Raw genomic sequence first — 13,565 nt, 5'->3', positions numbered from 1 at the left:
CCGACTTTCGTTTAACCTTACTATAGCGTATCTGCATTAAGTGGAGACGTTTGATTCCTAAATAAATGAAACAAAAGTACTAAATTCAAAACTCTTACATTACAACATTTTCATCAAAACATTAAGTACTTTTGTGTCAAAAATAATGACACAAAAGTACTTAATACCTTGCGGAATGACACAAAATTCCTTATAAACGTGTAAAAAAATCATATTAAAAAGGGATCATTATGAAATTTTTCACTTAAACTACCTGGTGAGTTAATCCAAGAAGGATTAACTCTTTTTTTGTTGAAGTTATTAAGCTAACGGGCAGTTTAGTTCAATAAGGTTGAGGGATAATAATAAGGGCTTTTTTATAATATTTGAAAATATGGAGAGAATTTTATGGAATGGGTCAAAATTTTTGAGTTAATATGGGTTATATGTTGGCTTGGAGCATTAGTTCAAGTATTACGTTTTAGTAAAGAATTAAGAAGTATTGACAAAGACCAAGAACTGACCGACGAATGGGCAAAAAAGTGGAAAAGACTTCTTTTTTGAGTCGTTGTTTTGGTAGCATTAGGTTCAATATTTAGTATAATAACCTATATTTTTCGATTATTGTATTATGATTAAAATTATGATGATGTTTGCCATCACTGCAACAATCTATACGGGAACCACCTATATTGGGCAATTAGGGAAGCCTTTTATTGAGCTAACGGGAGCTTTACTTCAATAAGTTAAATTTAGGACCTAAAAAAAGTCCTTTTTATTTTTGTTTTTATAGAGAATGTTTGTTCGTATATAACAATAAAGAGGTGAGTTATATGGCGATACGAGACCGCGGTAAAAAGAAATGGCAGTTTGCGTTTGGGATGCCCGAGTTAATTAAGGCACATCGAGACCTCTGGACCGACCAAGGGCGAATCATAAAGCCAATCATTGATGAATACGAGAAGGAGGAATTTGACCAACGGATCTGTTATGCGATGGAGTATAACCTTTCGGTAAAGATAACGATATGGTCTAACGGCTTTTTATCCAATATTATCGGTCGCATTCATTACGTAGATTCTATATCGTACCAGCTTCGAATCGAACTATTTGAAGGCAGGGTTCAGCGGATTGATTTCGAGGATGTTTTAGGAGTGTCAGTCATTGAATAAATGTGGGTCAAATTATCATCTATTTATTTTTATTTTTCTTCTCCAGCTAACGGGCAGTTTACTTTAATAACTGATAATTTATGATAGAAGGGTGTTATAATAGGATTATTAAATTTTATTTTATTCAGTTATTTTAAGGTGATTCATCTTCAACTAACGGGTGCTTCTCCATAATAATCAAACAGACTTTGTCACATCCACCATAAGCAATCACTAGCTAAATTTTAGATTTGAAAAAACGAAAATGCTGTTGATGAAATCCTACAAAAATAATGAGGGTGTTAGTCTATGTTAACACTCCGAGATTTTTAGAATGAACAGTATGAAACTATTACAGGAGAGTCCTAAAATGAAAAAGAAAATGAACTATTTAATCTTACTTTTAACGATCATCTTTATGGTTGGTTGTACCAACGTAGAAGATGCATCCAATACAGATGTAGAAACAGCTCCACAAGAAGTAACCACAGTTGAAACAAATACAAATAATGAAAAAGAAGAAACTGTCACTACGATTTTTGATGAACCAGTAGTAGAGGAAACGCCGAGTGTTCCGATTGCGGAGGAAACACCAACCCAACCAAATGATGAACTGTTCTCAGGATACAAACTTATTGAAGTTGATGGTGGTGATTTGTCTGGTTATCGTGAACCAAACGTCGTCGTTGACATTGGTTTTGGGGACCGTGAATATTGGGCATTTACGAATGAATACGGGCAACTGGTACGTGTCATTGCTGACAAAATCATTCTACAAGATGACAATAACGAACCTGTATTATCGTCTGGCAGATACTATTCTGATGAGGCAAAGGTTCCTGGTGTCGAAAGTGAGTTTTTAGATGAAGGCCATGTCATTGCTGATTCTCTCGGAGGGGTATCGAATGCTTATAATATTACCCCGCAAGATAGTACACTCAACCGACACGGTGATCAAGCCTATATGGAAAAGGCAATTAGCAAAGCTGGTGGAGCTACTAATTTTGAAGCAATTATCACATATCCGAATAAGAAAACGCAGATTCCTTCCAGTTACAAGTATACCTATACTTTAAGGGGTAACGTGATCGTTGATACATTTGACAACGTGAACCCTGATGAAGTAAACAAATCACTCGGTTTAACTGGTAGCGAGTCTTCCGATTCGACAAATTCAAACACAAGCTCAAACAAAAGCGGTGATATTTCTAGTGTTGATACAAACGGTAATGGGAAAGTGACGATTAAAGAAGCGAAAGAGGCAGGTTATAAAATGCCGATTACACGTGATCACTGGTTGTACCCATATATGGATGATCGTGATGGTGACGGTATGGTAGGTGAGTAAGCCCCCATCTGTACAACTGAAGTTAATGTTCATATCATCTATAAAATTTGTAAGGTGAAAATATAATTATTTGTCACTAACGGTTGCGATAGTCCAAGAAGGATTATCGCTTATTTTTGTTGAAGTTATCTGTACTAACGGGAAGTTTAGTTGAAGAAGAAAAAAGGGGGGAGATGGGCTTTTGACGTATAAAATGGTAGCTTTGGATATTGATGGTACCCTTTTGAATAGCGAGGGGAAAATTCCCGATTTGCATAAACAAATTATTCAAAGGGCACATAATGATGGAGTTTATATTGTTTTAGCAACAGGTAGATATTTTATGCAGGCAAAACCAATTATGGATGAACTCAATTATGAAGGCATATTGATATCTAACGATGGGGCTGTAAGTATTGACGGGAAAACATATGAAGTTGTATGTGAAAACTCATTTTTAATTGATGATGTTTCCCACTTTATTAAAGCGTGTCGAAAAGAAAAAGTTCAATTTGCAATGATTACAGCATTTAATTATTACGTTGAGTCTATTAGCCAAAACCATAAGGAAAATTGTAATCAATATGGTATTAAGTACACATCTTGTGAAGATGTATTAACTTTATCTGAGAAAGTAATGAAATTTTCAATAATGGATACATCAAAAATAGGTGGTTGGCAACATCTTGAAGTACCTAAAACTTTAAGGTTAAGAGTTGATAGTGAATTTTGGAAAGAATATATGCTCAAACAAGCTACTAAAACAAGTGCAATAAAGGAAATCGCAAATAAATTAAGCATAGACTCATCAGAAATTATTGCGATTGGTGACCAATTTAACGACTTAGATATGATTGAATATGCAGGTATGGGCATAGCAATGGGAAATGCACCAAAAGATGTTAAAGATAAGGCAAATGATGTAACACTTTCTAATGATGAGAATGGTGTTTACCACGCATTAAATAAATATCTATTTAATTAAAACTTCATTTTTATGAAACTAACGGGTGCGTTAATCGAAGAAGGATTAACGCTTTTTATGTTGAAGTTATTAAGCTAACGGGGCAGTTTAGTTGAAGAATATTATGTATTAATTTGAAACCATTCCCAATAGATATCGTCAAACTTACGTATGGAGAATTGTTGTGGAATGAGCAATTTATTTTTGAAAGGGGAATTTAGAAGTGATGAAAAAAGCTATAATTTCAGGAATTGTATTTTGTTCAATCTTGTTAGTTGGATGTAATACAACCGAGGTATTAGAAAGCGAGCAGGAAGTAGTAGTTTCTCAGATAAACGGGGGGAATGATGGAATATCAAATTTATTATCTGAATTACAAAATGAAATAATAGCATCTATTACAGAGCAAACGGAACTTGAAAGTGATTCACTAGCAATAACGTTAGGCGGTGGTACTGATGAATTAACAGTTTCAGTAGGTTTCCCGAAGGATACAAAAATTGATGATACGTTGATTCAACAAATAGTTGAAGATTCTATTAAGATTGTTTCTGAAACAGTAACAATTAGCGAAGAAAAAATAAAAACGAAAGTAAAAATAAAGATCGAGAAATACTAACAGTGCAGTTCTTAAAGGATACAAACAGCCTTAAAAATAAAGTAGTTTCATAAGTATGTGAATAAATGCGCTTAAACTAACGGGGGCGTTAATCGAAGAAGGATTAATGCTTTTTTTGTTGAAGTTATTAAGCTAACGTGCAGGTTAGTTTAAGAAGAAAAATTAAACAAGTAATTGATTAATAAAAAATGTAAGCAGTAATTAATCACATAGATAATTAAGGAGAACATTATGATAGAATCAGTTGTTTTGAAAGCAGAACGAATTACAGAGGATTTTTTGCAAGAAAGGGTCAAAAAATCATTTCAAATAATAGGTAAAGGAAGCGTAAATCAAGTTTGTGTAGCTGAGACAGATAACAGTAAAGTTGTTGTCCGCATGAACAATGCAGGTACATATTCGAGTTTTGTTAAAGAAAGTTGGTGCATTGAGCAAGCTCGAGCAGTTGGCATTCCTAGTCCTGAGGTGTTGTCTATTGGAATTGTTGACGAAACAGCGTATATGATCCAAACCTTCGTAGATGGAGAGAACGGATTAGATAGTACGAAACCTAAGCTGGATATTTGGAGGCAACTTGGCGTTTACACCAAACTTATTCATACGATTCCAGTTAAGGGGTATGGGGAAAACCTGATTAATACAATACATGGTGTGTTTCAGTCGCCTTCTCATGCTGGGTCAGATGGTAGTTGGCTGGGTTATGTAAATTATAATATCAACAGTTTAACGGAGAATGATCGGTTTATTGAACTTGGGGTAATCAATCAAACGGAATCGAAAAGAATAAGAAAACTGTTCGAAGGTTTGAAGAAGGAGAAGTTCCATTTTGCTTTAAATCATGGGGATGTCTCATTGAAGAATACAATCGTCGATAATGAAGGGCAGGTAGTTTTACTAGATTGGGGCAGTGCCGAAGTAACTGTTGTACCACATGGTGACATTATTGAAATGATGAAGTGCCAAATCCTAGGTGAGGGACCTAATATTGAGGAATTTAAAGCATTTTTAGATGGCTATGGTTTAAAGGAAAAGGACCTTTCTAGCATGAGAACTTTGTTGCTATTAAGAGCTTTCGACAAACTCAGATGGGCTATTGATAAAAGCCCTGACCTAATTGAACCCTTTGTTACGTTTGCGAAACAAGTTGTTGATATGAGTTTGGATTAGATAAATACTGTATTTTTGTCTCAAAATCACACCAATGGATAAGAACCATATTAAACTAACAGGCAGGATAGTTTAAGAAGGATTATTGGGATATTATGTTGAAATGTATTGGAGTTAAGGTGGAGGGTGTGAATTATTTCAATTGAGATATATAGGTGTTTTTATTGGACTTCTTATTTTATCGTTCATTATTTTTAACTTAGTCGCTTTAATAACAGGGGCAACATCGAATGAAGAAGAAATGATAGCTATAATTGTCGTTTGCATTCAAAATGTAGCAATCATTACTCTGCTTATTTACATAGTACAGAAACTAAGAAAAAGATAGGGTTTATTGAGCTAACGGGTGCGTTGATCCAGGAAGGATTACCGTATTTTTTGTAGAGGTCCTTATTAAACTAAAGGAGCAGGATAGTTGAACAAGATCAAAGTATCTAGATTAAACTTTTAAATAGAAAAAAAGACATTCTTTTCGAAAGTCTTTAACTTGTTATTAAATTCATAACCCATCTCTTTAAAACAAAGGGAAAACAAATAAAAAAGCTTGAAAAGATTTATCATTATTTTAAAAAATTAGACCGCTAGATACTTGTAATCTTTAACTTAAATTTTCATAGTGGAATAAAAAGAAAAATTCCTTCTTTCAATATAAAAGTAGGAATTTTTGTCGTTTTAATATCCTTAGTGTTGCTCAAAAGACTAGTTCAGCATAGTGAACTTAAAAAGAGAGACCCCCAATATAAATCCCCGTTTACTATGCGTTAGACAGACATTTTTGATTGATTGCTTAAAGGATTCGAGCGCATAACCAATGTAAACCAGACGGCAAACCCAAGATAAACTAATGTCAAAATAACGAATATGAAATGAAACTGCTCCGCCAACTGTCGGATTAGAGCAAAAAAGACAACGATGTAATGTATTAAATTTCCCAATACGACAGGTTTGTTATAGATGCCGCCGATCAGGGCAGAACGTGTAAACCAGTTCAACATTGCGAACCCTAAATATAGACCTCCGATGATTTGCAGAAGAATCAGAGTAATGGGTGAAGGGTCAATCCCTAATATTTTTGAAATCTCTTCGGGAATAAAGGTTCCTGCCAACCCCAACAAACCCATCATCACGGCACTACTACTCAAAAGCCATTTTGTTTTCATTTTGTTTCCCCTTTTCATTTAATCTTCGAATTTTCTAAACAGCAACCAGAGAATTCTAAACAAGGCATGTGTTAGCTTCAAACAGCAATAAAGCACGAGTACAGTCCTAAGTAAATTAACAGGCTATCGTTAAACGGCATCCTAGAGACATAAAATTGCTTCCCTTTAGGAGATCGATGAAAGTTTTAGCCATTTTGGGCGAGGGGGGTGTGACATCAAATGTTCATTTAAACGAGTTCTTTTATCCATATGAGTATTTCCCCACCAAACACAACAATCGTTAAATTAACCTTTATATAACCTCTGGATAGGTAATTTATTATATTCGAGGAAACTCCACTTTTTACCTTTAAGCAAAAGCTAGCGTCAACAAACTTTTACGTTCCCTAATCAAGAGCATTTCAGCAGCAAGTAAGATGGCGTCTTTTTGCATGGATAACACATTTTAAGGATTAAGTTAATGAAGGGGGAAAAAAAGATTGTGAAGTATTGTACTTAAACTAACGGATGCGATAGTCCAAGAAGGATTATCCCTTTTTTATGTTGAAGTTATTGTACTAACGGGCAGGTTTATTTAATAAGGGGGAAATATAATGGAAGTGAAAATTGAGTATTATGTTCTTGGTTTGCTTATATTTTCATTTATGTTTTTCTATATTGTTGCATCACTTTTAGGAGGGACAGATGCGCCATATAGAGACCTGTTACTTACTATTACAGTGAGTCATTTTGTTATGTCAAAACTGATAACAATAAAAAAGAAAAAAGGGCAACAAGAAAAATAAATTATTGAAGTAACGGGCGCGATAGTCCAAGAAGCTTATATTTGTTGAAGTTATTGTACTAACGGGCAGGTTAGTTAAATAAGGATTAGTTAAAAATAATTAAAATATTTATGTGAATTCGGTTTCAGTAATTGCTAAATCGGGTACCTGAAATTGAATATGAGCGGCGACAGTGAGGCGAAGCAAGTGTGGGAACAGGAACAATTCCTCTTCAAGAGGGAACTTAATAGGCTGCTAATGGAATCTAAAAGGTGTTCTAATCCATTTTACAAAGAACAGATTCACGAAGAAATAGTTTTTTTAACTGCAGCCATTGCTGACTATGAAACAACCCCCTTTGAAAAGTGAAGGGGGATTTTTATTATAAATCGTTAATGGAGCGTTCGTACAGGAGGATTATCACTTATTTTAGAGAAGTTGTTATTAAACAAACGGGGCAGGTTAGCGGAAAGAAAGGTTCTTATACAGACCCATAAGTGGGCAGAAAAATGGGATTAGGAGGTTTCAAATGACACACCCAATCTTCAATGAACAAACTGAGTTACAATTAAAGGTGTTGGCTGAAATTAGTACAATTTCTAAGAAAATCGGAATTGAATTCTGGTTGCGTGGAGGATGGGCAATCGATTTTTTACTTGGTAAGATTACTCGTCCACACGATGATATTGATTTAGTAACGTGGATACAGAATCGGGAACGTTTAGAAGATGAACTTGTAAAAGCTGGATATGAGAAGACATTCGTTAAAGAGGAATTTCGTGATAGGCAGTCTGATTTTAGCAAGGAAAATGTAGAAATTACATTTTGCTATATATCCCTTTCAGACGATGGAGAGCTTATGAATGGATTACCTGAATGGATTTGGAGACCAGACTCATTGCTTGATCAAACTTTTATTTTGCACGGAATATCCGCTCTCGTTTTGAATCAAACACAGCTTTTGGAAGAAAAAGTGGTCTATGAACAAATTGGTAGAACACCACGACAAAAGGACGCAGAAAGCAAAAAGATTTTACACCAAATAATAGATGAAACATTGTATTAATTTCAGATTGTGAAGGATTGTACTTAAAGTAACGGGGGCGATTGTTGAAGAATTAGGGTTCCTTGCAAACAATATTAAAAAATGATATTCTGAAATTGAATTATTTTTGTTCGGTGTAAAGGATTGTATTAGAAAAAACTTTTCGTCTTGATGATCACTGAGAGCAAGGATAGTAAACATTGGTGTGCTAACACACTAGGAGGCAACAAACATGGAAAAAGGTAAAGTAAAATGGTTTAATGGCGAAAAAGGTTTCGGATTCATCGAACGTGAAGGTGGAGAAGACGTATTCGTTCATTTCTCAGCTATCCAAGGCGAAGGGTACAAAACATTAGAAGAAGGTCAAGAAGTGACTTTTGATGTTGAGCAAGGTCAACGTGGAGCACAAGCAGCTAACGTTCATAAGGCTTAATAATAATGCCAAACATAGACAGACTCTTTTTTAGAGTCTGTTTTTTATTTCTCTTTAAAAACAAAAATCCCCACTCATTTAGGGCCCTGAGGTCCTAGATATCTTAATTGAATAAGAAAAAGTGACCGGATTTGAGTTTCTTGAAATAAAGTACTTCCTTGAAGATATCGGGAAGACATATTGTGCTAGTTTATCTAATAACCATAAATGGATCAAAGCCCATATTAAGAGTAGCTATTTTTTCGTCAATTAAAGTAGACACTTTTATATCATTTTTATATAAGGGATTATCCTAAAGCTATAAAAAAATTCTAGTTGTTATTTTCATGTCAAAAAAGTAGGCAGTTTTGCGTCAACCGTTAGTATCGTCAGAAGAAGAGGTGTATTTATCTTGCTTACTTTCCTTTTCTAGTTTACATAATATAAATTATCATGAGTTGAATTAAAATATTAATTTTTGTTTCATATCAAGAGTATACTTTTAATAGTGAGACGAAATGCGAAATTGTTTAGAATACGTATTTCCAAAAATGTTTCATGAATTTGCATTTAATCTTCAAATTCCTGATTAAATAAATATTTTTATAACTTTATTGTAATTATTATCTTGGATTTTCTATTTCCAATAGCTTCTTTTTCATTTTCAAGCCACCGCGAAACCCAGTCAATGATCCGTTCTTTCCAATTACTCTATGACAAGGAACCAACAATAAAATCGGATTAGCTCCTATTGCAGAACCTACTGCACGAACAGCTGTTTGTTTATTTATAGCACTCGCTATGTCAGAATATGATTTTGTCTCACCATACGGAATTTGGCAAAGTGCATTCCATACATTTTGTTGGAATTCTGTGCCCTTTAAATCAATTGGTAAAGTAAATTTTTGGGTTTTACCTTCTAAGTATTCAGTGATTTCTTTCTTATATTCCTCAAGTTTCCTATCATCCTCGGTCAATTGGCAATCAGGAAAGTGTTTATTAGACCATTTAGTCAACTCAGCAAATGGTTCGTTATTTGTGCCGACGTAAAATAGCCCTATTGATGATGCTGCAATATAAATTTTCCAATCCTCATTCTCTAGTAAAGACCAGTACAGGGTTGGTTTATTAATAGAATCCATATTCTATCTCCTCTCTCATTATTGAATAGAAATAAATACACTACTCATTCCCTAAGGTGAATATGATTCCGTCTCCTTCCCCACTTTTCTTTTTAATACGAAATTAAATTCTGTTCCACCTATTAATATACCATCTTACAGAACTGATTTATAATCCGTTTTATAGTCAGAGTTTGACTATTCAAATCAATATTAATTATAATGGGCTTATTCAGTAATACCTAAAAAGGAGACTTGTCATGGATCATCGATCATTACTTCTTCTCGGCCTGTTAATGACTGATAGTCAGCATGGATACCAAATTCATGATTTTATAGAAAAAAATCTTCCATTTATATCGAATATGAAAAAAGCAACTGCCTATTCCTTACTCGACAAATTGAGTAAGGAAGGTTTAATTGATGTTACCGTAGAGTTTGACGGAAATCGACCGCCAAGAAAGGTTTATTCTATCAATGAGTTGGGTCGAAAACAGTTTTATCAATTACTTGTCAAAAATGTATCCTCTGCAGAGAGTATTTTTTATGAAAGTGATATTGGATTAATGTTTCTTGATTATTTACCATTACAAGAAGCCATTCAATCATTGCAAGAAAAATATGAAATGTTAAAAGACAAATACAATTCTATCACCCATTTATCCATTCACGAATGTAGCAGCGGTGTTATGATTGCCATGAATCATAAGAAAAGAATGCTTGAAGCTGATTTATTATTTATAAAAGAAACCATTCAACAATTATCAGAGCGTTTACAACAAGAAACGGAGTGAGTTCGATGTCTGGCACAAAAAAATCTTTACCTATATTATTTGCCGTCATGTTTTTAGTCATGGTCGGATTTGGGATTATTATCCCCGTACTCCCCTTTTATGCTGAAAATGTTGGAGCCTCCCCTACGCAATTAGGATTTTTGATGGCAGTTTATTCACTAATGCAGCTCATTTTTGCTCCGATGTGGGGTAGAATTTCTGATAGAATTGGACGAAAACCTGTTATTATGATCGGGATTTTCGGCCTTTCCGTTTCATTCTTCTTGATGGGTCTATCATCTCAACTTTGGATGCTTTTTGCAGCAAGAATTATCGGTGGATTTTTATCTTCCGCTAATATGCCTACCGTAATGGCTTATGTTGCTGATATTACAACTCCTGAAGATCGTGGTAAGGGAATGGGAATGGTTGGTGCGGCAGTTGGACTCGGATTTGTGTTCGGTCCTGCGATTGGTGGTATCTTTTCTAAAATTAGCTTAAGTATGCCTTTTTATATTGCTGGGACTTCTTCCTTCATCACCTTTTTTCTCGTCTTGTTCTTACTTCAAGAATCGTTAACAAAGGAAAATAGAAACGAAGTTCATTCGGAAAATGCATCGTTATGGCAATCATTTAGAGGATCGCTTTCCATATTATTTATTTTACAATTATTTATTTCGCTGTCTCTTTCTGGTTTAGAGGCAACATTTGCTTATTATGCTGCAAAAAAAGCAGGATTAGGGACAGTAACTTTAGGATATCTCTTTATGATCATGGGAGTTGCTGGCGCTATTGTTCAAGGCGGCTTAGTTGGAATCTTAACTAAAAAATATGGTGAAGGCGTTGTTATTCAAATAGGAATTATCGTCTCTGCTATCGGTTTTGGTCTAATACTACTCATTGATAGCTTTATGACTGCTGCAATTTTCTTAACTATTTTCGGTATAGGAAATGGCGTAATCCGTCCTAGTATTTCGGCTTTATTAACGAAAAAATCGACATCTGGCCATGGTAGTGCTACCGGATTATTATCTTCGTTTGATTCATTAGGAAGAATAGTAGGTCCTCCACTAGGAGGTTGGCTGTTTTCCGTTGCAATTGGCCTCCCTTACATTTCAGGGATTATTTTATCGATCGTTGCTCTTATTTTGTATCAGATGTACACGTTAAAGTCTAAAAAAATTGCTTCAACGAATTGACAGAAAGTTTTGTTTCACATATAGTAAAATTAATTGAAAACGGAAGGGTGAAATTTTATAACATGTGGAACTAATCCTATTTATTGAAAACAATCGAATGAAGGCATTTTTTATTAACAGAGCGAATTCTGTTTTATTGATGTTGCTTTCATACGAGATTTTTCAGAATAGGATTGGATCTCCATGTTTGCCGTAAAGGGACTATTCTCTTTATTTGGTATGCACCCGTGCCTCCTATTCTGAAAAACAATAGGAGGCATTTTTGTGTCTCCATCTTTATAGAAATGGAGATGTATATGATGTTATTAGAAGTGAATGATCTAAAACTATATATTAAGGATCGCTTGTTAATCGCTATTGATCACTTGATGATCCAAAACCGAGATTGTATAGGACTTGTCGGAAGAAACGGCAGCGGGAAAACGACACTATTAGAGCTTTTTGCCAAAAAACAATTTCCTGATGAAGGTAATGTAAACTCATATGGCGAATATGTACTGCTTCCACAGTTAAAACATACAAATACAACAAAGAGTGGCGGCGAGGTGACTCAGGAATATATAAACCGTGCACTTGCTAAAAGACCTGAAATACTTCTGGCGGATGAACCTACAACGAATTTGGATACCTTTCATATTGAAAAATTAGAGAATCAATTGAAGAGATTTCAAGGAGCAATTGTAATCGTTTCACATGACCGCGCTTTTCTCGATTCTCTCTGTACAAAAATATGGGAAATTGATGATGGAAAAATTAATGAATACAAAGGAAATTACTCAGATTACATCTCACTAAAAGAGTTGGAACGTAAACAACAGGAAAATGCTTATGAGCAGTATGAAAGAAAGAAAAAACAATTAGAAGAAGCATTGATTTTAAAAGAACAGAAAGCCGCTCGTGCTACTAAAACACCAAAAAAGGTCAGCCCATCCGAATCAAGGATTACGGGAGCAAAACCTTATTTTGCAAATAAACAGAAAAAACTAAGAAAAGCTGCTAAAGCAATTGAAACGAGATTGGATAAGTTAGAAAAGGTCGAGAAAATAAAAGAATTACCACCGGTAAAAATGAAGCTTCCGAACGAGGAATCATTTAAAGGGCGTACAGTTTTAAGGTTTGATGATGTATCCGGTTCTTTCCCTAATCGAATACTTTGGGAAAAAACTAGTTTCAACATAAAAGGTGGAGATAAGCTGGCCATCATAGGAAAAAATGGCAGCGGGAAAACCACACTTATCAAGAAAATTATGAACAAGGAAGATGGGATTTCTATCTCACCTTCTATGCAAGTTGGTTATTTTAGCCAAAACTTAGATGTATTAAATACAGAGGAATCGATCCTGAAAAATGTACAGTCGACTTCTACTCAAGATGAATCCTTTATTAGAACAGTACTTGCAAGATTGCGATTTTTTAGGGATGACGTATATAAAAAGGTAAATGTTTTAAGTGGCGGTGAAAGGGTTAAGGTGGCATTCGCAAAATTATTTGTAAGTGACATCAATACGTTAATTTTAGATGAACCGACCAATTTTTTAGACATTGAATCAGTGGAGGCACTAGAATCACTTCTTCAGGAATATGAAGGCACAGTCATTCTTGTTTCACACGATCGAAGGTTCATTCAATCCATCGCCAACAGAATTTTACTAATAGAAAACGAAGAGATTCATGTTTTCGATGGGACATACGAGCAGTTTCAACAATACAGCCCAGCAGAAATACGAAACACTAAAGAAGATGAATTGCTTTTATTAGAAACCAAAATTTCAGACATAATAAGCCGATTAAGCATCGAACCATCGGATGAATTAGAGCAGGAATTTCAAGCGTTAATTGCAGAAAAAAACAAAATCAAGGGATGAGGCATTATCACCTCATCCC

The 13,565-nt window shown here is 34.7% G+C and carries 14 protein-coding genes; 12 read left to right on the top strand and 2 right to left on the bottom strand.

The genetic code is table 11. From position 1 onward, the window contains the following. Positions 1-387: 387 nt before the first annotated feature. The 6 genes from KHA97_RS03520 (at position 388) to KHA97_RS03495 (ending at position 5,207) form a co-directional block, all read left to right on the top strand. On the top strand, positions 388-543 hold the full coding sequence (locus KHA97_RS03520) for a hypothetical protein (protein WP_213123361.1): 156 nt from the start codon (positions 388-390) through the stop codon (positions 541-543). Between the two features lie 269 nt (positions 544-812). After that, positions 813-1,151: a YolD-like family protein gene (locus KHA97_RS03515; protein ID WP_213123360.1), complete on the top strand. Its 339-nt coding sequence runs from the start codon at positions 813-815 to the stop codon at positions 1,149-1,151. Positions 1,152-1,500: 349 nt separating this feature from the next. Continuing rightward, positions 1,501-2,478, top strand: coding sequence for a DNA/RNA non-specific endonuclease (locus KHA97_RS03510; RefSeq protein WP_213123359.1), 978 nt, complete (start codon positions 1,501-1,503; stop codon positions 2,476-2,478). A 181-nt stretch (positions 2,479-2,659) separates the two neighbouring features. Beyond that, positions 2,660-3,442, top strand: a complete 783-nt coding sequence (locus KHA97_RS03505; protein WP_213123358.1) for a Cof-type HAD-IIB family hydrolase — start codon at positions 2,660-2,662, stop codon at positions 3,440-3,442. A gap of 205 nt (positions 3,443-3,647) precedes the next feature. Further along, positions 3,648-4,040, top strand: coding sequence for a topoisomerase (locus KHA97_RS03500; protein ID WP_213124291.1), 393 nt, complete (start codon positions 3,648-3,650; stop codon positions 4,038-4,040). A gap of 231 nt (positions 4,041-4,271) precedes the next feature. After that, positions 4,272-5,207 (top strand): aminoglycoside phosphotransferase family protein, encoded by a 936-nt coding sequence (locus KHA97_RS03495; protein WP_213123357.1) that lies wholly within the window; start codon positions 4,272-4,274, stop codon positions 5,205-5,207. Between the two features lie 761 nt (positions 5,208-5,968). Here the strand turns inward: KHA97_RS03495 and KHA97_RS03490 are convergent. Beyond that, on the bottom strand, positions 5,969-6,367 hold the full coding sequence (locus tag KHA97_RS03490; protein WP_213123356.1) for a multidrug DMT transporter permease: 399 nt from the start codon (positions 6,365-6,367) through the stop codon (positions 5,969-5,971). A 593-nt stretch (positions 6,368-6,960) separates the two neighbouring features. Between KHA97_RS03490 and KHA97_RS03485 the strand changes: the two genes are divergently transcribed. The 3 genes from KHA97_RS03485 (at position 6,961) to KHA97_RS03475 (ending at position 8,609) form a co-directional block, all read left to right on the top strand. Further along, a complete protein-coding gene (locus KHA97_RS03485) occupies positions 6,961-7,152 on the top strand; it encodes a hypothetical protein (RefSeq protein ID WP_213123355.1) in 192 nt (63 codons plus the stop codon). A 508-nt stretch (positions 7,153-7,660) separates the two neighbouring features. After that, positions 7,661-8,197, top strand: a complete 537-nt coding sequence (locus KHA97_RS03480) for a nucleotidyltransferase domain-containing protein (protein ID WP_213123354.1) — start codon at positions 7,661-7,663, stop codon at positions 8,195-8,197. Positions 8,198-8,408: 211 nt separating this feature from the next. Beyond that, complete coding sequence (locus KHA97_RS03475; protein WP_057775982.1) at positions 8,409-8,609, top strand: cold-shock protein; 201 nt, start codon at positions 8,409-8,411, stop codon at positions 8,607-8,609. A 602-nt stretch (positions 8,610-9,211) separates the two neighbouring features. On the opposite strand, the gene KHA97_RS03470 is transcribed toward KHA97_RS03475, so the two are convergent. Continuing rightward, on the bottom strand, positions 9,212-9,730 hold the full coding sequence (locus KHA97_RS03470; protein ID WP_213123353.1) for a methylated-DNA--[protein]-cysteine S-methyltransferase: 519 nt from the start codon (positions 9,728-9,730) through the stop codon (positions 9,212-9,214). 239 nt (positions 9,731-9,969) lie between these two features. Here KHA97_RS03470 and KHA97_RS03465 point away from each other — a divergent pair, with 239 nt between their 5' ends. From KHA97_RS03465 to KHA97_RS03455, 3 genes are all read left to right on the top strand, one after another. Further along, positions 9,970-10,503, top strand: coding sequence for a PadR family transcriptional regulator (locus KHA97_RS03465; protein ID WP_213123352.1), 534 nt, complete (start codon positions 9,970-9,972; stop codon positions 10,501-10,503). Positions 10,504-10,508: 5 nt separating this feature from the next. After that, on the top strand, positions 10,509-11,681 hold the full coding sequence (locus tag KHA97_RS03460) for an MFS transporter (protein ID WP_213123351.1): 1,173 nt from the start codon (positions 10,509-10,511) through the stop codon (positions 11,679-11,681). A gap of 296 nt (positions 11,682-11,977) precedes the next feature. After that, positions 11,978-13,546: a Vga family ABC-F type ribosomal protection protein gene (locus tag KHA97_RS03455; protein WP_213123350.1), complete on the top strand. Its 1,569-nt coding sequence runs from the start codon at positions 11,978-11,980 to the stop codon at positions 13,544-13,546. Positions 13,547-13,565: the final 19 nt, after the last annotated feature.

The organism is Lederbergia citri, from assembly GCF_018343625.1.
GTDB classification, from domain to species: domain Bacteria; phylum Bacillota; class Bacilli; order Bacillales; family Bacillaceae_C; genus Lederbergia; species Lederbergia citri.
Note: the sequence above shows the minus strand (reverse complement) of the source record. Positions and strands in the feature narration are given on the sequence as shown.